This is a genomic window from Arenibacter troitsensis (assembly GCF_900177645.1).
Taxonomy (GTDB): Bacteria; Bacteroidota; Bacteroidia; order Flavobacteriales; family Flavobacteriaceae; genus Arenibacter; species Arenibacter troitsensis.
Genome location: NZ_FXAO01000002.1, coordinates 318,906 through 344,741, shown reverse-complemented (window position 1 = coordinate 344,741; position 25,836 = coordinate 318,906). Strand labels below are relative to the sequence as shown.

The 25,836-nt window shown below is 38.4% G+C and carries 26 protein-coding genes; 9 read left to right on the top strand and 17 right to left on the bottom strand.

Annotated features, from left to right (window positions below):
• The first annotated feature begins 105 nt into the window (after positions 1-105).
• From B9Y87_RS06150 to gapS4b, 4 genes are all read left to right on the top strand, one after another.
• Positions 106-837 carry a DUF6088 family protein gene (locus tag B9Y87_RS06150; RefSeq protein ID WP_085497206.1) on the top strand — a complete coding sequence of 244 codons (732 nt, stop codon included), beginning with the start codon at positions 106-108 and terminating at the stop codon, positions 835-837.
• Entirely contained in the window at positions 834-1,811 is a 978-nt protein-coding gene (locus B9Y87_RS06145) for a nucleotidyl transferase AbiEii/AbiGii toxin family protein (protein WP_085497204.1), read from the top strand. Before B9Y87_RS06150 ends, B9Y87_RS06145 begins: the two co-directional genes overlap by 4 nt.
• A gap of 103 nt (positions 1,812-1,914) precedes the next feature.
• Positions 1,915-2,829, top strand: a complete 915-nt coding sequence (gene gapS4a / locus B9Y87_RS06140) for a GapS4a family protein (RefSeq protein ID WP_085497203.1) — start codon at positions 1,915-1,917, stop codon at positions 2,827-2,829.
• Positions 2,829-3,965 (top strand): GapS4b family protein, encoded by a 1,137-nt coding sequence (gene gapS4b / locus B9Y87_RS06135; protein WP_085497201.1) that lies wholly within the window; start codon positions 2,829-2,831, stop codon positions 3,963-3,965. The genes gapS4a and gapS4b overlap by 1 nt, the downstream gene beginning before the upstream one ends.
• Positions 3,966-4,084: 119 nt before the next feature.
• Here the strand turns inward: gapS4b and B9Y87_RS06130 are convergent, their stop codons facing one another.
• The 7 genes from B9Y87_RS06130 to B9Y87_RS06100 all read right to left on the bottom strand — a co-directional run bounded on the left by B9Y87_RS06130 (position 4,085) and on the right by B9Y87_RS06100 (position 10,016).
• Positions 4,085-4,558, bottom strand: coding sequence for a DUF6730 family protein (locus B9Y87_RS06130; protein WP_085497200.1), 474 nt, complete (start codon positions 4,556-4,558; stop codon positions 4,085-4,087).
• 11 nt (positions 4,559-4,569) lie between these two features.
• Positions 4,570-5,439, bottom strand: a complete 870-nt coding sequence (locus B9Y87_RS06125) for a relaxase/mobilization nuclease domain-containing protein (protein WP_085497198.1) — start codon at positions 5,437-5,439, stop codon at positions 4,570-4,572.
• Positions 5,436-5,741: a mobilization protein MbpA gene (gene mbpA / locus B9Y87_RS06120; protein WP_085497196.1), complete on the bottom strand. Its 306-nt coding sequence runs from the start codon at positions 5,739-5,741 to the stop codon at positions 5,436-5,438. Before mbpA ends, B9Y87_RS06125 begins: the two co-directional genes overlap by 4 nt.
• A complete protein-coding gene (locus tag B9Y87_RS06115; protein ID WP_085497559.1) occupies positions 5,738-6,694 on the bottom strand; it encodes a toprim domain-containing protein in 957 nt (318 codons plus the stop codon). Before B9Y87_RS06115 ends, mbpA begins: the two co-directional genes overlap by 4 nt.
• A 223-nt stretch (positions 6,695-6,917) precedes the next feature.
• The gene (locus B9Y87_RS06110; protein WP_085497194.1) at positions 6,918-8,111 is read right to left on the bottom strand and encodes a virulence-associated E family protein; all 1,194 of its coding nucleotides are present in this window, start codon (positions 8,109-8,111) and stop codon (positions 6,918-6,920) included.
• A complete protein-coding gene (locus tag B9Y87_RS06105) occupies positions 8,111-8,395 on the bottom strand; it encodes a helix-turn-helix transcriptional regulator (RefSeq protein WP_085497192.1) in 285 nt (94 codons plus the stop codon). Before B9Y87_RS06105 ends, B9Y87_RS06110 begins: the two co-directional genes overlap by 1 nt.
• Before the next feature lie 700 nt (positions 8,396-9,095).
• Positions 9,096-10,016 (bottom strand): AlbA family DNA-binding domain-containing protein, encoded by a 921-nt coding sequence (locus tag B9Y87_RS06100; protein WP_085497190.1) that lies wholly within the window; start codon positions 10,014-10,016, stop codon positions 9,096-9,098.
• Positions 10,017-10,247: 231 nt separating this feature from the next.
• Here B9Y87_RS06100 and B9Y87_RS06095 point away from each other — a divergent pair, with 231 nt between their 5' ends.
• Positions 10,248-10,445: a hypothetical protein gene (locus B9Y87_RS06095; protein ID WP_085497188.1), complete on the top strand. Its 198-nt coding sequence runs from the start codon at positions 10,248-10,250 to the stop codon at positions 10,443-10,445.
• A 203-nt stretch (positions 10,446-10,648) separates the two neighbouring features.
• Here the strand turns inward: B9Y87_RS06095 and B9Y87_RS06090 are convergent, their stop codons facing one another.
• From B9Y87_RS06090 to mnmE, 3 genes are all read right to left on the bottom strand, one after another.
• Positions 10,649-11,641 (bottom strand): hypothetical protein, encoded by a 993-nt coding sequence (locus tag B9Y87_RS06090; RefSeq protein ID WP_139827172.1) that lies wholly within the window; start codon positions 11,639-11,641, stop codon positions 10,649-10,651.
• A gap of 115 nt (positions 11,642-11,756) precedes the next feature.
• Complete coding sequence (locus tag B9Y87_RS06085) at positions 11,757-12,905, bottom strand: site-specific integrase (protein WP_085497184.1); 1,149 nt, start codon at positions 12,903-12,905, stop codon at positions 11,757-11,759.
• Between the two features lie 170 nt (positions 12,906-13,075).
• On the bottom strand, positions 13,076-14,473 hold the full coding sequence (gene mnmE / locus B9Y87_RS06080; protein WP_085497182.1) for a tRNA uridine-5-carboxymethylaminomethyl(34) synthesis GTPase MnmE: 1,398 nt from the start codon (positions 14,471-14,473) through the stop codon (positions 13,076-13,078).
• Between the two features lie 315 nt (positions 14,474-14,788).
• On the opposite strand from mnmE, the gene B9Y87_RS06075 reads away from it, so the two are divergent.
• A complete protein-coding gene (locus B9Y87_RS06075) occupies positions 14,789-15,241 on the top strand; it encodes a hypothetical protein (protein ID WP_085497180.1) in 453 nt (150 codons plus the stop codon).
• A gap of 162 nt (positions 15,242-15,403) precedes the next feature.
• Entirely contained in the window at positions 15,404-15,742 is a 339-nt protein-coding gene (locus B9Y87_RS06070; protein ID WP_085497178.1) for a DUF4870 domain-containing protein, read from the top strand.
• Between the two features lie 112 nt (positions 15,743-15,854).
• On the opposite strand, the gene dnaN is transcribed toward B9Y87_RS06070, so the two are convergent.
• The 5 genes from dnaN to B9Y87_RS06045 form a co-directional block, all read right to left on the bottom strand.
• Positions 15,855-16,973, bottom strand: a complete 1,119-nt coding sequence (gene dnaN, locus B9Y87_RS06065; RefSeq protein ID WP_031443398.1) for a DNA polymerase III subunit beta — start codon at positions 16,971-16,973, stop codon at positions 15,855-15,857.
• Between the two features lie 146 nt (positions 16,974-17,119).
• Positions 17,120-18,784 (bottom strand): gliding motility-associated ABC transporter substrate-binding protein GldG, encoded by a 1,665-nt coding sequence (gldG, locus tag B9Y87_RS06060; protein ID WP_085497177.1) that lies wholly within the window; start codon positions 18,782-18,784, stop codon positions 17,120-17,122.
• Positions 18,784-19,515, bottom strand: coding sequence for a gliding motility-associated ABC transporter permease subunit GldF (gene gldF, locus B9Y87_RS06055; RefSeq protein ID WP_085497175.1), 732 nt, complete (start codon positions 19,513-19,515; stop codon positions 18,784-18,786). Before gldF ends, gldG begins: the two co-directional genes overlap by 1 nt.
• A 5-nt stretch (positions 19,516-19,520) precedes the next feature.
• Positions 19,521-19,817, bottom strand: coding sequence for a putative quinol monooxygenase (locus tag B9Y87_RS06050; RefSeq protein WP_085497173.1), 297 nt, complete (start codon positions 19,815-19,817; stop codon positions 19,521-19,523).
• Positions 19,818-19,830: 13 nt separating this feature from the next.
• The gene (locus B9Y87_RS06045) at positions 19,831-20,661 is read right to left on the bottom strand and encodes an SAM hydrolase/SAM-dependent halogenase family protein (protein ID WP_085497171.1); all 831 of its coding nucleotides are present in this window, start codon (positions 20,659-20,661) and stop codon (positions 19,831-19,833) included.
• Positions 20,662-20,791: 130 nt separating this feature from the next.
• Between B9Y87_RS06045 and B9Y87_RS06040 the strand changes: the two genes are divergently transcribed.
• Positions 20,792-21,745, top strand: coding sequence for a PhoH family protein (locus B9Y87_RS06040; RefSeq protein WP_085497170.1), 954 nt, complete (start codon positions 20,792-20,794; stop codon positions 21,743-21,745).
• Between the two features lie 10 nt (positions 21,746-21,755).
• A complete protein-coding gene (locus B9Y87_RS06035; RefSeq protein ID WP_085497168.1) occupies positions 21,756-22,712 on the top strand; it encodes a phosphoribosylaminoimidazolesuccinocarboxamide synthase in 957 nt (318 codons plus the stop codon).
• Here B9Y87_RS06035 and B9Y87_RS06030 read toward each other — a convergent pair whose 3' ends face one another.
• Together B9Y87_RS06030 and B9Y87_RS06025 are read right to left on the bottom strand one after the other, a co-directional pair.
• Positions 22,713-23,378 carry a 3'-5' exonuclease gene (locus B9Y87_RS06030; protein ID WP_085497166.1) on the bottom strand — a complete coding sequence of 222 codons (666 nt, stop codon included), beginning with the start codon at positions 23,376-23,378 and terminating at the stop codon, positions 22,713-22,715. It abuts the gene before it with no gap.
• On the bottom strand, positions 23,375-25,297 hold the full coding sequence (locus B9Y87_RS06025) for a DUF294 nucleotidyltransferase-like domain-containing protein (RefSeq protein WP_085497165.1): 1,923 nt from the start codon (positions 25,295-25,297) through the stop codon (positions 23,375-23,377). The genes B9Y87_RS06030 and B9Y87_RS06025 overlap by 4 nt, the downstream gene beginning before the upstream one ends.
• Between the last annotated feature and the right edge of the window lie 539 nt (positions 25,298-25,836).

The window sequence follows — 25,836 nt, the reverse complement described above, 5'->3', positions numbered from 1 at the left end:
AACTATGAAAACAATCAAATTAAAGTTATCATAACTTATAAAAAATGTCCAGTTTTTTAATAAATAAACTGGACATTTTAATTATATTTATACAAATATATTTGAATGAAGACCTCTGATTACATTGATGATAAGATCAATAAATTGCCTAAAGGATATGTATTCACCTATATGGATTTTATGAACGAGGTGACCCGAAGGGAAGCCATCATTAAACACCTGAATAGAATGGCCGTTTCGGGTAAGATAAATAAGCTATCCAAAGGTAAATATTTCAAACCACAAGAAACCGTATTCGGTACTTTGCTGCCGGACCAGCATCAAATTGTGAAGGATTTATTGGAAGAAGATGACAAAATAGTCGGATATATTACGGGGTATAGCGCTTATAATGCCTTAGGACTTACCACACAAGTAAGTAGCATAATCCAGATTGGCAAACGGGAAATAAGGCCACCCTTTAAAAGGGGGCGCTTTAAAATCTCATTCATCAAACAAAAGAATACAATCAACAAAGAAAATATACCTTTATTAAGATTGTTGGACGCAATACGTTATATAAAGAAAATACCAGATACCACCATTGCTAAAAGTTGTATCCGTTTGATGGCATTATTGCGCAAATTGAAATCTAGCGAACACAGAAAACTCATAAAATTGGCGTTCAAATATTCTCCCGCTACAAGAGCTTTATTGGGTGCATTGCTAAGGGAAATCAATTGTAAAGCTGAAACGGAAATCAGAGACCTTCAAGATACTTTAAATCCCATAACGGAATATAACCTTGGCATTTCTGAAAAGGTATTGTCAAATGCCATATACTGGAATATAAAATGAAGCTGCACGAGAACGAACAACTTTTCAGACAAGCGGTTCAAGTAACCGCAGAACGGATGGGTATTTTAAATATCTATATCGAAAAGGACTACTGGGTATGTTATGCCCTAAAACAGATCTTTGATAGTGCCATTAAAAATGAAGTTATATTTAAGGGCGGCACGGCTTTGTCAAAGTGTGATAAATTCATCGAACGTTTTTCCGAGGATATTGATTTAGTCGTAATACGAAGAGAAGAAGAGACAGGTAACCAATTAAAGGCTAAGCTCAAAAAAATAACCAATGAAATAAAAGTGCCATTTGTAGAAGTAGAAATGGAAGGGATTACTAACAAAATGGGAATGATTCGGAAGATTGCCTATAACTACCCCAAAATTTTCAAAGGAAATTATGGACAAGTAAGAGATGTGATTATTATAGAAGCAACATGGCTTGGCTATTTTGAGCCATACGCTAGGAAGGCACTTAACACCTATATCTATGATATGATGAATGCCACCAACCAAACGACATTGGCGGAAGAATATGACCTATTGCCTTTTGAAGCATTTATTCTGGATGTTGAAAGAACCCTGTGTGAAAAGATAATGAGTTTGGTTCGGTTCTCACATACCGAAAAACCAATTGTGGATCTAAATGCTAAAATCAGGCATGTATATGATATTCACCAGCTATTGAAAGATGAAACGCTTCAAAAGTTTTTTACTTCAGAAGCTTTTGATACGATGCTACTAAAAGTAGCTCATGACGATGTAAAAAGTTTTAAGAACAATAATGACTGGTTGAAACATCATCCTAAAGAAGCTTTGATTTTCAAAAGCCCTAAAGAAACTTGGAACCAACTGAAAGACACGTATCAGAATCAATTTAAGTTTTTGGTCTATGGGGAGTTGCCAAATGAAGAGGAAGTTTTTACCACAATTTTGAAAGTAACTGAGCGATTGTCTTTGATTTCATGGAACGTTGCTCTTTAAATTAATGATGAGTGTTCTCAGAAGTTTGTTAGATTTTTCCTTCACTCAGAAAAATAATCTATTTTTAGAAACTTAATAACCAGACCGAAATTGAACAATACAAATGGGCGAACTTTCAAAAAAAATAGGAGAATATGGTGAGAAAATAGTCATGGAGTTTCTAGAAACTATTGGTTGGCAACCTCCTGAAACAGGCATAACTTTTGATTGTTACTTGCCAAAAGAACATGGCCGTAGTGAAACAAAAGGAACTCATGGAAAAGACTTGGGCTTCATCTACAAGTCCCCACTTGTTGAAGGTGAACTGGTAGAGACATTTATATCAGTAAAGTATAGTGATAAACCCTATCCAGACAATCCTAGAACTAAATTTAAAAAACACTTTTCTGATTTGGCTTATGGTCTAGAGTGCTATATAAAATCTAGTGAACGAATTGAACGCCTAAATGAATTCGACCAATATTCCAGTGTTAACACTATAGGTATACTATTCTGGTTGAATAATACACCAATAGAAAACGACTCAAAATTATTGGACGAACTTGCAAAATCTAGATTTCACGACGATTATATTTTTGAACAAATCGTTGTCGTTACAAATGATTCTTATGCTTTTATTGGTAGGTGTTTAAAAGAGATAAAATTCATAACACTTTCCGAGAATATTGATTTTTATTATCCATCTACTGGTAATAATCTTAATCCAACAACCAGAAGAATATCTGGAAAAATATTACCTGTAGAGTATTTGACTTCCAGAATATTACTTTTTAAAGTCTTAGTCAGTAATGACTTATCTCATCTTTATATTTGTAATAGGGACAACTTTACAGTAAGTGATTTTAAACGTCTAGTAGGTCTGGCAATTGAAATATCAGGCGGTTGGGCTCAGAAGGTCTTTATTGGTTTTCCGGATTTCAACGAATTACGAGATAGAAATGCTGTAAATAATGCACTTCAGACCTTCGAGTCAAAAAAATATATCACTAAAAATATTAATGTATTTAATCTCAAATAATGAGGGAACAATATGAACATATAGATAAGATATTACCGCACGGTGAATTTCTCAAAGGATTTGTAAATCAAAACTTAATTTCAAAAGCGGATTTAAAGGTTCTATTAAAAAATCGAGGAGTATTTTTTGGAAAGGATTCAAAAGAATCCTATGTACCATTTTTGAGTAATACTATAATCAGTCCTCTTGAATTTGAAACCTTAAAAGATTGCTTTAATACTAAAGAAGACAATCCGAAACGTTCATCTAGTGATATAAAGTTAGATACAGATAAGCCATTAATAGCCATAGTGCCGGATCATAAGAAGTTGTCCACAGTAAAGGAAAAAATTAATCAGTCTAACGCTAACTTTAAAGTTCAAAAAATTCTTCCGTTTTCGCCTGTAGATAAAGGTGATACTAAAATGGTTCTACAATTTGAGATTGAGAGGCGAGATTTAAACAAAAGTTGGTTTGAGGCTACTAATAAATTCACTGGTCAATTGATTATTGAAAAGGAGAAAGGAAATAATTTAAAAATTACTGCGCAAACAACTTCAAAAGAAACCCAAGAAGTTGTCAAGGAATTAGAGAAGGTTCTGGTCAGTCATCTAAAAGAAATTAAAGTAATTAAGGAAAAGGAAGAACTTCAAAAGATTTTATTTGGAGATTTCGATAATAAATCCAGAATTACTTTCTTCTTGAGGCTTTCAAATAATATGACAAGTTCGGTTTTTACTTTTCAGGATATTGTTGATGTTCAATTTAAAGCCGATGAGGACATGGATTTACCCAATGATATTACCTGGATGTCAAACAAAGATGCTTTGATATTCAAAGGAAAAAAAATACAGTCTGACTTCTTTTTTGAACAGAATAGTTATCATGAGTATATTAAGTGTTGGGGAATGGAAGTGAAATTCACATATAAATACGGGCTAATTGAGGGAGTTGTTAGCGTAAATTTTGGATTTCCCTATTTTGAAACCCGTGGTAATAAGGCAGAATTTGAGATAAATATTGGGACTTACACTGCACAGAGCGACGTACCATATGCAGAAAAGAACCGTATGAAGGAAAAGCTATTCGATTTTTTAGAAAAAGAGAAAAGCGAGATTTATGAGCGCTATTTATCTTACCTGAGTAAGTCGGTTTAATCTAAGTTTCGTTTGCGGTGCACCCAAATCTTACCATAACTTACCTGCGCCCGGATCCTGTCCGGTTTTTGTAGTGTTCGGGTTGATAAACGTGAAGCAAAAACCGGATAGGGCGCAAACTACTTATGATTTGGAAGACTGTCCTTTTCCTTTGCCCAATTCTTGTAAGTCTGGTAATGCTCGGGATAATGATCAAAATACCCTTTTAGGTCTGAAATGACCTCTTGCCGGCCCGCTGAATATGACCTTTCCCGTATCCGATCTATCCGAGCGACCTGAAAGGCCAGATAGCCAATGATGACAAGGAAAATGGCCCAAATACCATATTGCAGCCACAATTGTACTTTAGGGACCATTCTCGCCTTAGAAATCTGCTGTCCTAAATTTTGAAGGGACCTCTGGATCCTTTCACTTTTGGTCCTTTCGGAGTTTAGGTGTTCTTTAAGCATGTGCTCGATTTTGGAAGTATCCGGGGATATTTTGATGTTGTCCACATTCTCGGTAAGTTTCTCCAGCTTTTCCAGGGCTTTATTGAAACCGTCCAGTTCGTCATTGAGCAGTTCCATTACTTCGTCCAGTTTCTTGTATCCCATAGTTTTTTGTTTTAATACCCGATTCCCGTGTCGATGGCTTTTTTGATCGTTTTCTTGATTATGTTCTTAGCAATACTGGCAGCTAGATTGGTACTCATTTCCAAGGTCTTTCCCAATACTTGAACGGATTTGCCTGTTGCTATTTGTTTATCAACATTTCTATTCTGCGAGAGCTGTCCGATGATCTTCCCTCCGGACATGGAACGGTGCACCTCGCTTGCCTTAAAATTTTGACCTTTATATTGGAACCGGAAGCCCTGTAATCTGTTTGCCTTGTTGATACTTGGGATGACCTCTATATTCCTTTCTTTCATTGCCTTGATATAATTATCCAATGTTTTTGGCCTATCGTTCTCCATGACCCTTTGGTGAACGTTCTTGATTTCAAGACGGACCTTTATGGAATCCAGTTCCTTTTCCAGTTGCACTTCCTTCACTGTGGTCAGGCCCATTTCCTTGGCAACGTTCTCCGCTGCCAGTTGGCTCCGCTTGCCAATAAAACTGTCATTGTAGGCCTTCCCATCAAAACCGATGCGGTTCACATATAGATGGATATGGGTATGTGCCTTGTCCCTATGCACAAAAGCGATGGCCTGGCGTTCCTTTAATTGCATTTCCGCAACAAACCGTTGGGTCATTTCTTTTAGTTTTTCGGCAGTAAGGTTCTTTCCGTCTTCCCTGGTCGGACTCAGTACAAAGCTCAGGGTGTTCTTTTGGCAACGTACATTCTGTTCCTGCACCATTTTGAACTCTTCCGTGATCTGTTTGGCGTCGTTCCCGGCCACATGTTGACTGAAGACCACGTCTGCCCCTTTTTCCTGGTTCCATCCATATTCTATGGAGGCTCCCGTATGTGCTATGGATTTTCCCTTGCCTATCATTTCTTTATTTTTTTAAAATTATAAAGGTGCAATCGTATTTCCTCTGCCAATTTCTCGACCTCATGGGCCAGTTTCGGGTTCCGTTTCCTGAACATATTACCAATGCTCGTAAAGTTGTTCTTGTATTTTACCAAGGTCCTGCAACATTCCAATTGTTCCGGAGTAAGCCTTTCGATAACGGTATTCCCAAAGGCCGAGCTGCGGCAATATTCTGAAAGGGAAATTCCCGCCCGCTGTGCCCTTTTTTTGAGCAGTTTCTTCTCGTAGATGGAACACCGGAATCTGATATAGGTCCTTTTCATTTTTTGTTTTCTTTGCGACCGTCGGGAGCAAAGCAAGATTGTTTTTGTGGCAACAAAAACACATCTTGAATTCCCTGACCGTTTGCCTCCTTTGCGCCCGACATGAGCCATTCGTTCATATCCTTAAAATCGGCATATAATGGTGATCTGTCCACACTGTTATTGGCATGGTCCATAAAGTTTTTGGCAGCTTTTTTACCGGTAGCATCATTGTCCAGATAGAGATCAATACAACTATAACCCTTCATTATTTCTATTGCCTTCTGAACAAAAGCGGTTGAGTTCAGTACCAAAAAATCGTATTCAAGTCCTAATTTTTCATTGGTTTCCATAATCGATAACAGGTCGAACATGCCTTCGGTGATGATAAGTCTGGTCCGGCCATTATTGATATGGGCCACATCCTTGGGCGAACTGGAATTCTTCACATATTTGTTCCGTAGTTCCCAGCCTCCCGAACCGTTCTTCAAGCCCAAAGCGAAATACGCTTTGCCCTTGAACCGGTAATGGACTTCTTTGATGAGTTTACGGGCAGTTGGTATTGAAATATTCCTTGACTTCAGATAGTCCTTCAGGGCAAAATGGGTCAGCTCCATGACCTTGGTGACCCTTATTGTGTTATCCTGTTCCTCTTTAATAATCGGTTGCTGTTGAAAAGAAAAAGAGATTTGGTCCTGTTCTATCAGTTCCAATGCTTCTTTGACAGTTCCATTGTTCAATAGGCATATCAGGTCGATTACATTGCCCCCTTTCCCGGCTCCATGGTCGTACCATCTATTCAGTTTCTTGGATACCTTGAAAGAGGCTTGTGTTTCTGAGCGGAACGGGCTCAGGAACCAAGCTTCTTTCTCCGTTGATCTGGTCGGAAAGTGCCCGAGTTTTGCCAGCGCTTTTTCGATGGGAAAGGCTCGGGCTCTTTCACACGATAGTCTAATGGTTCTTTTTTTCTTCATCGGCTTTTTTGTTGGGTTTTCGCTTACCTTCCTACCTAAGTCCCTGTCCATAGGGGTTAAGGGCTTAGGTGGCTTCAATTTTAAAGTTACCCATCTTACCCGTTTTGGTAGGTTAGGTAATATCTAGGTAACCAATGGTTAATGTATCCTACCTTAAGGTAGCTCCCGCTGTTGGGGAGGTCATGGTCCATTAGGTAACTAGGTAGGTGCATTTGCACTTTTTCTAAACTTCCATCTCCAAAGGACTATCGGTAAATACAGGTTTTGCCAGATACCCATAGACCTGCCGCTTGGGATGTTTTACCCTTTGGAAGTTGAACCCGGACAGAGCCCGCCCCAAGTTGATCTGGTTCAGTCTCAGATTGAGGTGCCTTAGCTTCACCAACACGTCCGAGGCGGTCACGAAATCCTTTATATCGTTGGATTTTTCAAAATATTTGGACACCAGCTCCTCCTCCGTGGTTAACTTGGTATATTTCTTGTTCCGTTCCTCGTTCTCCTGAATATCGGTGATGGATAGCTCGGGTTCGAACGTAGGGTCGCAATAGGCCAGGTGGTAGGCCTGTGACCAGACCCTGTGGATATCGACCTGCTTCGAATACCTGAAATCTATTTTTCCCTTGAGTTCAAAGCAGAGCCAACGGACGGATCCCGTCTCATCGTTCAAAAAAGAGGACATGTTGGTGCTTCCCACAAAAGAGCATATCCTTGGAAGGATGGTATTCTTCCGGTCATAGGGCAAACGCTCGTTGATAAAGGTCTTGGAGAAAAAGGATTTCAGGGCATTGACATCTTTTTTTGACAGCACGGCCAGTTCGTCCAGATTGTAGAGAAAGTTCCGGCACAGCTGTATCCGTGCATCCTTGTCGTTACTGATGTCCTCGGCCATATATTCCGCCAGGTCCGGCGGACATAGAAAGCGGCACCAGGTGGATTTGCCCGAATTCTGTCCCTGATGGGACAGCACAAAGGCCTGCTTGTTGAAATAGTTTGTTTCCAGGGCACATTTGATGGTACGTACCAGCCATTTCTTAAAATGGTAGTTGAACGCTTCCGTTTCATAGGTCGGCACATGGGAGGCCAGCCTCAAAATATGGTCCTCGCCGTCCCATTTGGGAAGGGCCTCGAAATATTCCCTGATGGGATTGCATTTAGGGATCCATTCCGAACGCAGCAGGGTTTCCAGTTTCCCGTTGGGAATATCGATGCCCGCCTTGGCCAGTTCGATGATCAGCGAGTTCAGGTTCAGGTATTGCCATTCCTGGGAGCCTTTGAAGCTTATCTGGAAGTCGTGCGATATCTCGTTGTACGTAATGTGGTACTTCGCCTCCAAATATTCCATGGTGTAATCATATACCGTCTTTTTCTTTGGGTCATGTACATGGTAAAGCGGATCGCTTCGATTTTCGGAACCCATCACCTTCTATTTTTGAGGGTGAACTTCAATGCCGCACCGGCAATTTCATCATGGGATTTTCGGCTATTTTTTAGCAACCAATTGTTAAGTTTCTTCTTTTCAAAGAAGATCAGTTTTCCGTTGGGCTTGGAGTGCGGAATATTACCTGCAGAGGTAAGTTTGTAGAGATAACTTCTTGAAATCCCCGTATAGTCACAAGTTTCCTCGAAGGTGAGTACCTCCTTATTGGCCGTTAAGAGCCTTTCCAAACGATCAAGTCGTTCAAATATTAAAATAGTGTCCATTTGTTTCTCTTTTAGGATTAATAAATGAACAAAAGCGCTTTTGTTTATCTTCTATGGGTTTGTTAAAATAAAAGTAGAAAATAGGTGGGTTGAAAGCGATGAAAAACCCAATTAGTTATTCACAACTATTTGGTTTATAGCACTATATATTATTTGGTACCAAATGATAGTATGGGTAATTTTATCTAATTTTATTTGATATCATAAAACATCAAATGATACCGAATGTCATATTGGTCAATTTTCCATTTTTAGAGAAAAAATGGAGTTATTAACAATTGAAAATCAGGAAACTGGAAATTTGGTGCTGTGAAAACGGCAGATTTGGTTATTTCTAGGAGTGACATGTGCATTATTGTATCCCCGTTATTTGAGATGTGCTTTTAGGCATTTGAAATTTCATGAATATTAAACTATCTGAGTTTTAGGGAAGCCTGCAAAACGCAAGGGGGAACGCTATGTGCCTTAAGGTAAATATTCAACCCGAAAATTACCAACCAGTCCGCCAAACTGATGAATAAGTTAGATTGAAGCCCCTAAAAACATGTTGGACCTCTAAAACTAACATAAAAACACGGCAATTCTGCCGAAATACGACTCCCTAAAAAACGCTAAAAAACAAGCTTTTCCCAAAGAAGGAGACCGGATCCGTCAACAATATATTCAGCCTTAGCCTATCGGCAGTCCGAATACTTAGTTATTATGTGTTGGTTTTTATTATAGTTTTTAGTTTAACTTCCATTTCATCAAGTCCGTTACTATATATAAGTTTTAATTTTAAATATTCAAGCTCAATTATTGAATCAAGTTTGCTCAATGGTAAACCGAATTCAAAATCAGCCATAGTCATAATTTCACCAGGAAAAATAGGGGAAGGATTAGAAAAGGAAATATTAGCCAGATTATTATTTAAAAGACTATGATTAGGCTGCGAACCATGCTTATCGTACCATTTAAATACGTAATCTCGAAAACTAATATCAATGAATAGTTTGCAATATTTTTCTACGGATTTACCTATATTTTCTATTTGAAAACCTAATCTGTAAAATATGATTTCTTCTGAACCATCACGATTTTCAATATATGTGTCAGTTGAAGTCGTAATGTTGTTAATTTCAAGCGAAGTCATTTCTTTCCTATTATAGAGATTACGAATTTCGTATTCCTCCATCTGTACTGATTCAAAATTAAAACGCCTATAAAATTTTTTGTTTGAGGTCATATGAGGTGCTAGAGTGCTCTCAGGAATTCTGACTACATAAACTGTCTTTTCAATTTCTTGATTAATACGTACTGGATAAATTCTAAGTCCTTCAATCTTTCTCTGAATTCTAGACTGAATAACCTGTTCAATCCATTCTTTTGTGATAATATTTCCATCTATAAACGAGTAACCGCTAGCGACGTGATTTTCTTCTGCAATACCATACACTATGAACCCTCCTGCGGAATTAGCAAAAGCAGAGACATCTTTAGCAATTTCTGCTTTCGATTTTTCCGTAAGACACAAAGATTGATGTCTTTTAAAATCCAAATTAATTGATTCCTCAATTTTTAATTCGATTAGCTGTTTGATATCAGTTTCGCTTATATCGGTTTTATCTAAGAGTGAATTCATTAATTATTTGTTTAACTAACACAAAACGTTTTGGCTATGCGAAGTGTCCCGAAGGGCATAGCGTATAGGTTTTGTGTGTTCCCAGCATGGGCATCTTTTATTTATTGCAAAGTAGATAATTAATCTAGAGGGTGCAAGTCCCTTATGGGCAGGGGTAACGCCTTGAACCATTAGTAAGCTGCAAGGTTGCTAGTTGCAAAGCCAGACCAGAAGTTTATTTGCGATTGCATAATGATCAAATACCGACTACAAAACTCAGTACTGACGGACAGGAACCATATAAGAGGCATTTATGCATGGGTAAGCAAGCACATCATTGTAACGCTCCAAGAATACCAAAAGTGCATTTATGTAGATACGGCAGGAATCGGGGGAAACCTGTCCGTATCCATTCAGGCGGGGAAAATGCCTTTACCTAGGAGTACCTGAACTATAGCCGAAAAAGGGTAAATAGTGGAGCAGCAAGGCTTGTTTTTGATGGATTGATTAAAACTACCCTTCAAAACTTTCCGGGCACATCCAAAAAGCATCAAAAATATTCCTTTCAATATTGATCAAGAAAAAGCCTCCAAAAGAGACTTATATCGGTTGAATTTTTGACCCATTATGGGCTTGCGCAACGGCTACCATTGTTATGCAAAGTGCTTATTCCATTGGTCAACAGCGTTATTGTAATCCTTTACATCGTATTGGATTAAATCTCCCATATATTCAACTATCGCTTCTTGTTGTTTAGAAGCATTTTCCATTGTTTCGGCAATTTTAGTATCAAAAATCTTCTTTTCTTCAAGTTCTTGGTAAAAATCTAAAATCTGTTTAAAAACACGATTGATTTTTATCTCAATCCCTTTCTCTTTAAAAAACTGACTTTGATTTAAGTAATTTACAATATTTAAATTAACTGTAAAAAGGCGAAGAAATGGATGTGGATGTTTGTGTTCTTTAAAATAGATTTTTGGAAGGTCGCTGTAAAAATTTGCTATATGATTGAGTAAACAAGAACAAAGTACAATTATTGTAAATTCAACATTTTCTTGCGTAATATTATCTCCGAAACTCTTTTTGATATACTGCTGAATATGACTTGCGATAGCAATTGATGCAAGAGTATCAGCATTCGTTTCCATATGTTGCTTTACTTTGTCGTAAGTCGATGTGATGACAAAGCGTTCTTGCAATGAAATGTTTTCTCTCTTTTTTTCAAATTGTACTAAATGAGCAAATTCGTGATAGTAGGTAAATTGAGTTGCTATTTGAAATGCCAATCCAGTTATTGGATTGTCAAAATGTTTAGTTATCTTTGAAAACTGTTTTTCCAAATACTCATCAAATGATTTATTCTGTAGATAATTCTCTTGGCATTTTTTAATTAAGCCAACATTGATGTGGATTGAAAAGGCGTCATTTTTATATTGAGCCATTGCATTAGAGTCAAAAAATCCTGTGTAAATAAAAATGGATGGTTCAATATTATATTTTTCTGAATTTTCGTTTAAATGTTGTCGGCAAAATTTATAAAAATCATCACATAAATGTTCATAAGGCGTATCTCGAAAATCAAAAATCTTTCCGTTATCAATTGCATCCTTTTCTTTCGCTAATTTTATGTCTGTATCGTAGTTCATCGCATTTTGCATAACATACGAATATAGTAACTTGTTATTATATATCTATTTTGGAAAAACTAATATAAGACTTATTTCAGCAATACCTCCAATGTGCGGATCAGCATCCTTACATTTAATTAATGTTCAACTTAGGAATTAAATAAGCAGCCTCCTTCATCTTTTTATCGATGATCTTAGCGTAGATTTCAGTGGTCCGTATTTCGCGATGACCAAGGCGTTTGGAAACGGTATAGATATCCGCGCCGTTTTCCAAAAGTAAAACGGCATTGGTGTGCCGGGCCGAATGGAAGGTGATATGTTTGTTGATCCCGGCAAACATACACCACCTAAGCAATTGCATGTTCATATGGGCACTATAGCGGAGTCCCTTAAAAACCCGGTCCTTTGGTTCCTTTCGTTCACCAAGGAGTTCCCTGGCCTGTTGGGAAATATACAGATATTCCACTCCATCTGTTTTCTTTTGTTGAAACACGATCCTAAAAATAAGGTCGCCCAGCGAATCCGTGCCTTCATCACGGACTTCGGACCATTTCAGTTTATTGACATCGGACCATCTTATCCCGGTCAGGGCCGAGAATAAAAAGGCTCGTTTGAGAATTGCGTTGGGGCAGGGGGTCTGTGACAGTTTTTGAAGCTCATCGGAAGTGAGGTATTCCCTAGTGGATTCTCCCATAGTAAAACCTTTTACCTTTTTAATGAGGTTTTCCTTTAGGTATCCTTCATCGAAGGCCGCATTTAGACAGGCTTTGAATTTATTGAAATAAGTGTGCTTGGTATTTTGGGAGAGCTTCTTTTCGCTTTTGGTCACGGCTACCGTATCCAGGTATTTTTTAAACCCTTTGATGAAATCCACATCAACATCGCTAAAGGTGATGTGTTTGGGGCAGTAGGCCTCAATGTGTTTCTGCGCGGCATCCCAGTTGTCATAATTGCCTTTGGTCTGGTACCGTTCCTCTTTTTGTTGCTCATAAAAGTCCAAAAGGCCCGTTTTTTCTTTATGGCCATTCTGGATGTTATAGGTGCCTTGATAGACTTCTGCTTTTCTTATTGCCAGGATCTGGTCGGCAAGTTCCAGGTTTTCCCTGTTTTTCTTTTTTTCAGCGGCTGTCTTTGGATCGGTGGTCAAGTAGAGTTCCAAATATTCAAAATCCCTGATATGTTTGACTTTTCCTTCAGCAGTTAATTTGTGGCCTTTGTAATATTCTATGTAAAGGCTAGTACTTCCACTTTTCAGTTTTTTCTTTCTTAAATGAATTTTCATACGAGATACATTTTTTACACCTCGGATGAAAAAATCAACTTTGAGGTGTAAATGAGGTGTAAAAAAGTACGAAAAATAGGCAATTAAGAGAAATCAAAAACTTAAAAATTATCAACAAGTATTTGATTTATAGTCATTTGCATACAAATGATATCCAATGAAATTGGAATCTATTTGCCGATACAAAAATTAGCAAAAATATTCCCTAACAGCTCATCATTGGTTACTTGTCCGGTAATTTCCCCTAAATGATAGAGTGCTTCGCGGACATCTATGGCCAAAAGGTCGCTGGGAGTGTCTTCCTCCATGCCAAATTGTACTTTTTCTATTTCCTCCAAAGCCTTTAACAGGGAACTGTAATGCCTCGTATTGGTTACAATGGTTTCACTGTTACGCAGGGCTCCCGTATTGACAAAATCCAATAAGCGCGACTTCAGCGTTTCCACCCCTTGTCCGGTTTTGGCGGACAGCAAGTGCAGTCCTGAAATTTGGGATTGTAGATCTTTGATTTGTTCCTTATCCAACCTATCCACCTTATTGGCAATTACCAACAAAGGTTTTTGTGGGTATTTGGTCCTTATTTTTTCCAGTTCCTTTATGCTGGTCTTTAACTTATCTTCATGCGTTGCCATTTGCCAAGCATCTACCAATAGCACTACTACCTGGGCCTGTTCTATTTTTTCATAGGTCTTTTTTATCCCAATATTTTCCACTACATCCTTGGTGTCCCTAATTCCGGCGGTGTCTATAAATCGAAATCCTATGCCACCTATGACCATCTCATCCTCTATCGTATCTCTTGTGGTTCCCGCTATATCACTTACTATGGCCCGTTCCTCATTCAAAAGGGCATTGAGCAGGGTAGATTTACCCACATTGGGTTCCCCAACAATGGCGATGGGAATCCCATTCTTGATAACATTGCCCACAGCAAAGGAATCGATTAGGCGTTTAAGAATACGCTGTATTTTGGTCAAAAGTTTTTTAAACTGTGTACGGTCCGCAAATTCCACATCCTCCTCTGCAAAGTCGAGCTCCAATTCCATTAATGAGGCAAAGTTTAATAATTGGTCCCTCAATTTTTTGATCTCATTGCTGAACCCGCCACGCATTTGTTGTATCGCAATTTGGTGGCTGGCCTCGTTATCCGAGGCTATAAGATCGGCCACGGCCTCGGCCTGACTCAAGTCCATTTTACCATTTAGAAAGGCTCGCAATGTAAACTCGCCTGCATTTGCCATTCGGCAACCATTACGTAAAAACAACTGAATTATTTGTTGTTGAATATAAGGCGAACCGTGACAGGATATCTCAACAACGTCTTCACCAGTATAGGAATGGGGGCCTTTAAAAATGGATAACAAAACTTCATCCAACACCTTATCGTTCTCCGTAATATGTCCCAAATGAATGGTATGGCTCTTCTGTTTATTTAAATCCTTTCCTCTTATCGATGTAAAGAAAGGATTGGCCAGGGCAATGGCATCTTTCCCAGAAATACGAATTACAGCTATGGCACCGGCCCCTGAGGGCGTAGCTAAGGCAATGATGTTGTCGTTGGTAATCATTAGTATTATAATTGACTGTAAAAATACGATATAAAATTTTCAAAACGGTTTCACCATTCAATTGACAAATACAATTGTATAATTATTTGAAATGAAGCAAGTTAACTTTGGATCCTTTGTGGGATGGTAGTAACCCATTTTTCATTAATACGCTAAAACTTCTAATTTGGATACAGTAAAGTTTAGCACTATGATATTGCTCATGATTATTGACGGATATATTGCGTAATTTTGATAGTGGTCCAATACAGCATAAAAGAGAGGATAAGTCTTTAAAATTTTAATGTATCGGGACATTCAACTTAATACAACTTTATGAAAATGATTAGAATAATTACTTTATTGTCGTTGGGCTTATTCTGCCAAATTACCTTGGCACAAGAAACTTCCGTTCCGGTTACTCCTGTTGAAAATACGGAACAAATGGAGCAGGATAAAATTTTACGGGAAGCTAAAGAGGCAAAGGAAATTCAGAAAAAAGTAAAGAAGGCGGAAAGAGAAGCCCAAAAAGCCGAAAAAGCCCAGAACAAGGCTGAAAAGGAATTGAAAAAGCGTGAAAAACTTTCTTCGGATATAGATTCCAAGAGAAGGTCTATAGCCAAGGATGAAAAGAAGATTACAAAAATTCAGGAGAAAATGATGAAGGACGAGAAAAAGGGAAAATTATCACCATTGGCGATTGAGAAACTGAACCAGAAAATGGATAAACTTCAAAAAAGTATTGAAAAGGATAGGGAGAAATTAATGAGACTTCAGGACAAACAATAGTAGGTCCGTAAGGTTCAGAATGTTTTGAAAATTAGTTGTACCTATGAATGTAACAAAAGATGGGTTTATTCGTCCTATTATTATGACAACTAATTTATAGGACGAAGTTAAGGAGAAGTATCAATACTTTTTCAACCTATCATAGCTTAACAATAGCAACCGATGAAAGCAGAAAACAGACAATTATTGGTATTGACCCATTTAAGTCAATTATTGGATATAGTTACAGGGTTCGGGGGATTTATAGTTCCTTTGGTACTGTGGCTAACACAAAAGGATACCGTAATGAATATGGATGAAAACGGAAAATCGATTATTAACTTCCAGATCAGTATGTTCCTATATATCCTAATATGCATCCCCTTGATCTTGCTTCTTGGAATTGGAATATTAGGGATTATTGCGATAGCTGTGCTCTGTTTTGTATTTCCCATTATCAATGCCATTAAGGTGTCCAACGGAGAAAAACCTCATTATCCCCTGAGCATAAAGTTTGTGTAAATAGTATACATGTTTGGTACAAAAAAGCCGTATTTCAAACGAGATACGGCTTTTTTTATAGTGAAAGAGTGGGGTGTATTTTGAATTCAACCCTTGGGTCGAATTGGTGTTTCTAGCTGTTCAACATTACAGGCATTACCAACATAGTCACATTTTCTCCTTCGTCCAAACCGTCAATTGGGGTTAGGATACCGGCCCTGTTGGGTAGGCTCATTTCCAATTGCACGTCATCCGAAGTAAGGTTGTTCAACATTTCAACTAAAAACCTAGAGTTGAACCCAATTTGCATATCGTCACCTTGATAGGAACAGGTCAATCTTTCTTCGGCCTTATTGCTGTAATCAATATCCTCGGCAGAAATATTAAGTTCCGCACCTGCAATTTTTAATCGTATTTGGTGGGTGGTCTTATTGGAGAATATGGAAACCCTTCTAACAGAACTTAAAAGTTGGTTTCGGGCTATGGATAGCTTGTTCGGATTTTCCTTTGGTATGACCGCTTCGTAATTTGGGTATTTACCATCGATCAATCTACAGATCAGGATGGTGTTCTCAAAACTGAATTTAGCATTGCTTTCATTGTATTCAATGAGTACTTCCGTTTCACTTCCCGATAAGATTCCCTTTAACAAATTAAGAGGTTTTTTGGGCATTATAAATTCGGCCACTTTGGAAGCAGTGACATCCGTACGTTGGTATTTTACCAATTTATGGGCATCGGTAGCTACGAAGGTTAAACTTTCTGGGGAAAATTGAAAAAACACACCGCTCATTACAGGTCTTAGATCATCATTTCCGGCAGCAAAAATAGTTTTATTGATGGCGGTTGCCAAAATATCTCCAAGTACCGTGGTTGAGGATGGATTGGATAGTTCTACCGATTTTGGAAATTCGGCTCCATCTGCGTAGGCCAAGGCGTATTTACCATGGTTAGAACTGATTTCTACGGTATTATTATCTTCAACAACAAAGGTTAAGGGCTGCTCTGGAAAGGTTTTTAAGATTTCCAACAACAGTTTTGCAGGTACCGCAATGGTACCCTCATTGTCCGAATCTACCTCCAGTACAGAGCTCATTGTGGTTTCCAAATCGGAAGCCGAAACAGTGAGTTCTTTTTGATTTAAATCGAAGAGAAAATTGTCTAGAATTGGTAGGGTGTTGCTGTTATTGATAACCCCACCTAAAACTTGGAGTTGTTTTAGTAAATAAGTACTAGATACTATAAATTTCATTGGTTTATTTTTTTTTAAGGAATCTACATAATTGTACAACCTAAAACAGTGTTCGAATTTCTGTTTGAATCCGTAATATTCCTTGAATCACGGTCAAAACAAAGATATTTTAAATGTCCTTTTTAAGGAAACAAACTTATCAACACTTATATCCCATATTTTTTCTTGCGAATGGTGTGTATTAGGAAACCAAAAATAAAGGTCAAACACAAGGGTAGGCCAATATTAATCAACTGCCATTTGGTTTTTTGATTAACAATTTTTTCTTCGTCCAAAAAAGGAATAGTTACTTTCTTGTTACGAATGTTTATAAGTCCGGTATCGTCCAACAGGTAATTAAGGCAATTTATGAGAAATTCCTTGTTGCCAAAGAAGTTGTTTGTCCATTTATCATAACCTAATTCCAAAGGTCGTCCATTTCGGATCTGGTTTCTAATAAGATCACCGTCCGTAAGGACTATCATTTTGTTTTCAGGACCCTGATCTACAATGGTATTCAGCTTAATTGGTTTTACCCGGTTCTCGTAAGTGGATTTGAACGCACCTTCTACCAATACCCCCAATATCTTATTTCCATCATTATATAAATCCTTATCCGGTGGCGTATTAATAATGTCGAGCTGAATTGGCTTGGGAACTCCTTCCGTTTTGGATAAGGGCGAGCTACTGAGTAGGATGTGTTTTTTATAATCATTGGCCAGGGTATCCAAACTACCTGTGAACTGGAACCTGATTGCTTCCAAATTGTTGTTTATGGGATGGTCGTTTTTGGAAAAGACCATTGGATTGTAGTACCAGGGAACAGGGTTGTATTGGGAACTGTTTCCTTCTCCTGTTGCCAAAACTATTTGGGTGAAATAAAGGTCGTTGATAAGATCGGCATTTAAACGAATTCCATATTTGAAGAAAAAATCGTTTAGGTTTAGATTACGTGGTAGGGCCATGGCGGTACCTTCTTCGTTGAAAAGGCTATCCAGTTCCATTGCCACCTGATCTATGAGCCAAAGGGATTTGCCTCCCCCGCTTATGTATTGATCCAGAATAAATTTCTCTTCATCGGTAAAGGCCTCTGTAGGTTTGGCAATGAGGGCAAGATCAAAGCCTTTTAGTTGTTCAAGGACCTTTTCTGGATTGGTTGATACGGAGTCCAAGGTAATGGCGCCAATGTTGTAATAATCCTTTATGGTGGTCAGATAATCTGCCATATAAATATCACCCAACTCTCCATTACCTTTAATAATGGCTATTTTCTTCTTTTCCTTGATGTTCAACTTTGTAAAGGCATCGGCAAAGGCATATTCCAAATGTTGAACGGAATTGTTTACCCGCTCCTCGGTGGTAGCACCAAGCTTATTCTTTAAAAGGGGTACCTTTACGGTGCTGTTGTTGTAATTGACCATGGCCCAGGGAAAAATTATCTCCTGGGAGACTTTTCCATTCTGTTCAACGGTAACATTGGTGGGCGTTAGGCCCAAGGCCTGTAGGTCTGTGATTACGCCATCAATTTGTGGGGCTCCTTCAAGCGGATTTACAAAATTGAACTTTATATTCTTGTTTTCCGAGGCAAATTCTTCCAATAGTTGCCTTGTTTCCACCTTCAATTTTATAAATTCGGGAGGAAGATTTCCATCGAGCAGAATATCTACTATTACCGGAGCGTTAAACTCTCCAACAGAATTTAATGCAGCCGTGGAGAGGGTGTATCTACTGTCTTCGGTGAGATCTATTCTCGCATAGAAAAAACTGGCCAGGATATTTACAATCAGCAATAGAACAATAGCCTTGATTATAGATAATAAACTTTTCTTCATTACCTATTTTGATTTTTTAGTTGATTAATGCTCAGGTAGAGAAAGAATAGGGTAAGGCTTGTGAAATATATAATATCCCTAGTGTCCAAGACACCTCTGGCTATACTTTCAAAATGGGCCTTCATTCCAATTTGTTCCACAAAAAGCATCATTGTTCCAGAAGGTAGAATAGTAGCCAGACTTTCAAAACCGTACAACATCATAAAACATAGTACCATCCCAATTATAAAGGCCACTATTTGGTTTTCGGACAGGGTAGAGGCAAATAGTCCAATGGCCGTATAAGTTGCTATTAGGAATAAGAGCCCAAAATAAGAGCCCAGTACCATGCCCATATCCAGGTTACCTATGGTGACACCCAATTGGGAAATAGTATACACATAAAGTAGTGTAGGCAATATGGCGATCAAGGCCAAGCAAAAGGTGCCAGAAAATTTACCAATAACCGTTTCCCATAAAGAGATGGGCTTGATAAAAAGTAGCTCCAAAGTCCCTAGTTTTTTTTCTTCCGAGAAACTTTTCATAGTAATGGCGGGTATCAGAAAAAGAAAAACCCAAGGTGCAATAAGAAAGAAATTGCCTAGATCGGCAAAGCCGTATTCAAAAATATTAAAGGGGCCTTTAAATACCCATAGAAACAATCCGTTGAGTACTAAAAATAATCCTATGACCAGATAACCTATGGGCGAGGTAAAAAATGATTGTATTTCTCTTTTAAATATGGCAATCATGTATGTTAGTTAATTGTTTCCTTCTTTATTAGGCTCCAAGCTTCCGGCTTGTCCTCGAATAATTGTTTGGTCTTCTGCCAAACGTTTTTAAAAAATTCTGAATTTTTATAGTTTTCCAGATCGGTGGCGCTGTTCCAATGGCTATAGGTAAAAAATATATTCTTTTCTTCCTCGCTTTGCCATAGTTCCAAAAAGGTACAGCCATCCGCCTGTCGGATTTTCTTTTTATTGTTTTCAAAGATGGCCTCAAAACTAGCAATATTTTCCCTTTTGAAGGTTAATTTTACAATTCTTACCAACATTTGTCCATTGTGTTTAAGTAAAATTAATAATTACAGTATCCCTATAATCAAGGCCCAATAGGGTAGAGGCACCACCCACCGTATTTAAGTCGCTCTTATAAATGGCGATTTCTACATAGCCCGAGGAGTTGAATAGTGCCAGTAATTCCCCTGGGGCTTTACGTTGACTTTTGTCCAGGTTGTAATTTATGATGTCGCTGTATTTCTTATGGATTTCCTTTATTTTTTTATTACGGGCATGTAGTTCAAAAGGTCGGCCCTTGCCTATGGATTTAAATGTATTATGTTGAATATTGGTTACCACATTACCATAGTTGTCTATATAAATGACACTACCGGATATAGTCTTGCCATCATCGGAAATTCTTGGGTTAAATTCCCTAAGGTCCTTAAGGTCTTTAAAGGGCCTGCCAATTACTTCCAATTTTCCACCTCTTGCAATATGGCTTGCTGCCTTAACAAAAACGTCCATTTCCGGAAACGGGCTATCAATGGTATTGGGTAATTGAATTTCAACTACTTTTTCGGGGACTATCTCGGAAATTATAAGTCCTATTACCCCATTGTTGGCCATGATAAAATAGTGGTTGTCCACCAAAACGGCAATATGTTGGTTTTCTGGTGTCAATTCTGAATCCACACCAACGATATGGATACTGCCATCAGGAAAATTTTTATATGAATTTTTAAGTATATAGGCGCATTCCTGAATATTGAAAGGCGCAATGGAATGAGAAATATCAACAATCTTTGCATCTGATAATTCCTTGTAAATTGTCCCTTTTATGGCGCCTACAAAATGGTCTTTATGTCCAAAATCAGTAGTTAATGTAATTATAGCCATACAGGACTGTTGATATGTTTTTGGTTTGGTAAGTTGTTTTTTTACTTAAGTTTGTTAAACAAAATTACACAAAAAATCAGCGAACCAAAATATATATTTCATATCTAATCCTTTATAACACCTCTCTTCTTTGAACGAACTTATTATAGAACTTACAGACATTAGCCCAAGGGAATTTTTTGGACAGAATAATGAAAACATTGATTTACTGAAAAAGCATTTTCCCAAGCTTAAGATTGTTGCCCGGGGAAACAAAATTAAAGTTTATGGCGATGAAGACTTACTGGACGAATTCGATAGAAAATTCGACCTGCTTACGGCCCATTATGCCAAGTACAATAAGTTGGATGAAAACAGTATTGAGCGACTCTTGGCCAGTAACGGACAGGAAGTTTTGGAGTCTTCGGAGATCAGTGGTGAAGTTTTGGTGCATGGTGTAAGTGGTAGGCTTATTAAGGCGCAAACGGTAAATCAGCGAAGACTTGTCGATGCCGCTAGGAACAATGATATGGTATTTGCCGTAGGGCCTGCGGGTACCGGAAAAACATATACGGGTGTGGCCTTGGCCGTAAAAGCACTGAAGGAAAAACAGGTTAAACGAATTATATTGACCAGACCAGCCGTGGAGGCAGGTGAAAATTTAGGTTTCTTGCCAGGTGATCTTAAGGAAAAGTTGGATCCCTATATGCAGCCCTTATACGATGCCTTACGGGATATGATTGCACCGGAAAAATTGGCACATTATATAGAGAACGGAACCATACAGATAGCTCCAATGGCCTTTATGAGAGGAAGGACTTTGGACAATGCCTTTGTAATTTTGGACGAAGCCCAGAACACTACCCATGCCCAAATGAAAATGTTCTTGACAAGGATGGGGAAGAATGCTAAATTTTTAATCAATGGGGATCCTGGTCAAATTGATTTGCCAAGACGTTTGATTTCTGGTCTAAAAGAAGCTTTGTTGGTGCTTCAGAACATTGAGGGGATAGAGATTATTTATTTGGACGATAAGGATGTGATAAGGCATAAGTTGGTTAAAAAGGTCATAGAGGCCTATAAAGGAATTGAGCATAATAATTGATAGTTGCAGCATGGGTAATACGATAATTGATACGAATTTTCAATTTCCAGGACAAAAGAGCCTTTACAAGGGAAAGGTTAGGGAAGTATATCATCTTGAAAACAATATTTTGGTAATGGTGGCCACGGATAGGCTTTCCGCTTTTGATGTGGTTATGCCAAAAGGAATCCCGTACAAAGGCCAAATACTAAACCAGATCGCAACTAAGATGATGGCAGATACCGAAGATATAGTGCCCAATTGGTTAATGGCCACTCCAGATCCCAATGTTGCCGTAGGCTTTGCCTGCGAGCCATTTAAGGTGGAAATGGTGATAAGGGGTTATTTATCCGGACATGCCGCAAGGGAATACAAGCTTGGGAAAAGAATACTATGTGGCGTTCCAATGCCCCACGGGTTGTCGGAAAACGATAAGTTTCCTTCTCCCATTATAACTCCTGCCACCAAGGCCGAGATGGGAGACCATGATGAGGATATTTCAAGGGAAGCTATTTTGGAAAGGGGAATAGTAAGCGAGGAAGATTACCTAATTCTTGAAAAGTACACCAAAGCACTCTTCCAAAGAGGTACGGAAATCGCCGCTAAAAGGGGATTGATACTTGTGGATACCAAATACGAATTTGGGAAAACCAAGGATGGAAAGATTGTACTTATCGATGAAATCCATACGCCGGATTCTTCCCGTTATTTTTATGCTGAAGGCTATGGGGAACGACAAAACAGGGGAGAGGCCCAGAAGCAATTGTCCAAGGAGTTCGTTCGCCAATGGTTGATCAGCAATAACTTTCAGGGCTTAAAAGGACAGGTTGTACCGGAAATGACCGATGACTATATACAAACCGTCTCCGAAAGGTATATTGAACTTTACGAAAATATTACTGGAGAAAAGTTTATAAAGGCAGAAATAACGGATATACAATCCAGAATTGAGAAAAATGTTTTGGAGTATCTGTCAACCTTAAAATAATTATCCCATTTTCAACAGGTCCTTTACCCGTAACTGACCCTTGCCCTTCAACCGACTCCTAATTTTTAGGAACGCAATGGCAGTAATGTAGGCATCTCCTAATGCGGTGTGCCTATCCTTTTTGGAGATATCGTACTTTTCGGCTAGTTCGTCCAAGGAATAGTGCTCTTTCTTTTTGAATACATTGGAGTTCAATAGTGTTTTTTTGTAAAGATTTGAGGTGTCAAGGACCTTGTTTTTTAATCTTGGAAGGCCATTTCTTTCCAGTGCCCTATTGATCATGGTAATATCAAAAATAGCATGGTGTGCTACGATTATGGAATTATTTAAGAACCTTAACAACTCTTCCATGGCAGCACTTTCGCTTATACGGGAGGCCCCACCGTCTTTAAGGATGCCATGAATTTTTGCAGATTCCGCATTGTAATGCTCCTGCTTTAAAAAAAGTTCCAAGCTCTGGTTCAGGGCAATGTTTTTGTCGACCAAACTTAGGGCGCCAATACAAAGTATCCTGTCGTTTAGATAATCGAAACCTGTGGTTTCCGTGTCCAAAACTACGAATCTTGCCAAGTTGAGGTCCTCAATCGGTTTTTTCTTGAAACTATTCTCATATTCCAACCAATAATCGGGATAATTGTTTACTTTTTTTCTAAATAAATCTATCATCGCAATAAGTTTGAAACTTTGAATCTAATACTTACCAACTCCTGTATTTCCTTTATGGTCTTAAATGTTCTTTTTAGTTTTATTTTTTCTTCCTTGGTCAATTTGTCTATGGCAATATACCTTCCGGAATCATTGTGGAGCAGGCCATGTTTGGTCCTGAACTTTAAAAGGGCCCTGGTGGCATAGGAACAGGCCATAAAGATTTCCTCGTTATTGGGTTCCAGCTCCGCCAATTTTTCAAATCGCTCAGCGGTACTGTTGATGGATTTGACCGAATGTGATAGAATTAGTACTCTTGCCGCATCGGTCAAGGGCATCAATGCCCGTCTTTTTAGATCGAAGGAATCTTTATGTTCTCCATCTTCCTCAACCAGCAGTTGCCTAAAAAAACCGGTTGGGGAAGGGTTTTGTAGTGCCCCACTAGCCAGGTGTAAATAGAAGATGGGATATTTTTTAGTGGTTTCGAAAATGTGTTCCGATAATTCGTTTACCAAATTTACATCCCCATAGGTAATATTGTAATCAAAAAATATGGAGGAAAGTAGAACCTCATCGGTCCCTGGGTTTATGATCCAGTGGGAAATGGTTTTTTTCCATTCATCCAAGCTTAAGCACCAATTGGGGTTGGAAGCCATCATTTCTGCAGGGCAATAATCGTAACCAATATCAAACAATCCTTTGTTTATTAGTTTGGATAATTTCAAAAAATAGTCGGTTGTTTCAATTAGTTTGTCCTCTGGAACATTCTCGAAGACCATGGCGTTGTCCTGATCGGTTTGAAGGAGTTGTTCACTTCGTCCTTGGCTACCAAGTGCCAGCCACGCAAATTTTACGGGAGGCATTGTTGGCATTTCTTCCAAGGATAGTTTAATAATTTGTTTAACGCAGGCATCGTTAAGTTCGGATATTATTTTTGTAGTCAATTTAATGGGGATATTTTGATCCAAATAGTCCTGTAGAAGATGCGTAATACTTTTTCTTATTTGTTTAATCGATTTTATTTTCTTGGCCCTATTGATGGCCTTGATCAATACTGCCGGGTTATTTCCCAACGCCACCATAACATCATGTTTGGATAGTATTCCGATAGCCTTGGAGTTGGGCGTACCATCCTTGGTAATACATAAATGGCTTATGTTGCTTTTCATCATAGCCATCTGCGCCTGGGTTATGGTGAGGTGTTTATTATAGGTGATTACAGGGGAAACCATTATTTCTTGGGCCTTTGTTGTAATGGGATATTTTCCGGTTACAATATTGTTCCGAAGATCTTTGTCCGTAATGATCCCGATGGGCATCTTATCCTTGACCACCAACATGGCTCCAACTTTTTTTTCGGTCATTCTTTTGGCTATTGTTTTGGCCGAAGTGGTAGCGCTGCAGGTCACCAATTTTTTGGAATACTTTACAGATTGCAAATCCAATACGTGGGTATCCGGAGCCACGGGATTCATATCGGACACTTCATCATACAATTTACCGCGATGACTTTTTGAATATGGATTCCTGGTATTGGAGGCGAAACTTTCGATTAAGAAGTTTCCAACCGCAATATTTTTTTGGGCATAGGGTTTAAAAATGTTGATGGGGATGGCGTAAAGAATGCTTTCCTCATGTGCTTTTGCACTCATTTTGTAATTTTCCTGGGCCATTAAGGGTCTAAGGCCAAAAATATCACCCTCATCGCACATGTCCAAATTACTCCTGTCCGATCCTTTTTTAAGGGCAACAGCTCCTTTGTTCACTACATAGAAATAGGGATGGGGCTCATCGTTTTCCGCAAAAATAACACTATCCTTTTCCTTGTAGACAATGGTGATTTCTTCGGCAAGGGTTTCAAGGTCGGTCGGACCTAGGACATTAAAGGGCGGAAAATTTTTCAAAAAATCGGCTACTCTATGCGAAATGGTATTTTTCATCGAATATTATAAGTTGATTTTTGGCTTTTTTTACATTGATGGTTCTTTTCCTATTTAAAGTTCCTAAAAGGCAATAAGAACACTATAACTACTTTTGATAATTGTCTTCAATTATTATGGGTTAAAGTTAATTTTTATACGCGTTAAAATAAGAATGGATAATACGATTTATTTTATTATAACTCAAATCTGTAATGCCAATAACGTTCAAATATTAATGCATTGAGCTACTGGGCTAAATTGGGTTGAATTAATTTTAGGGTTAAACCTAATTGGTAATGCTATGGAATCACCTTATTTGGATTGTATTGAAGCCTGTCGTAAATGCATAGCAGATTGTCAATATTGTCTAATTCAAATGTCCGGTAGGGAAAGTAAAAATGACTGTCCACTTTGTTGTATCCTATGTATTGAATCTTGTTCGGCAGCACTACAGTTTTTAACGGCAGACAGTCAATATGCCAAAGAGTATTGCAGTATCTGCGCTAAAGTATGTCAATGGTGCGCAGAGCAGTGTGCACAGCACGATCATAAACATT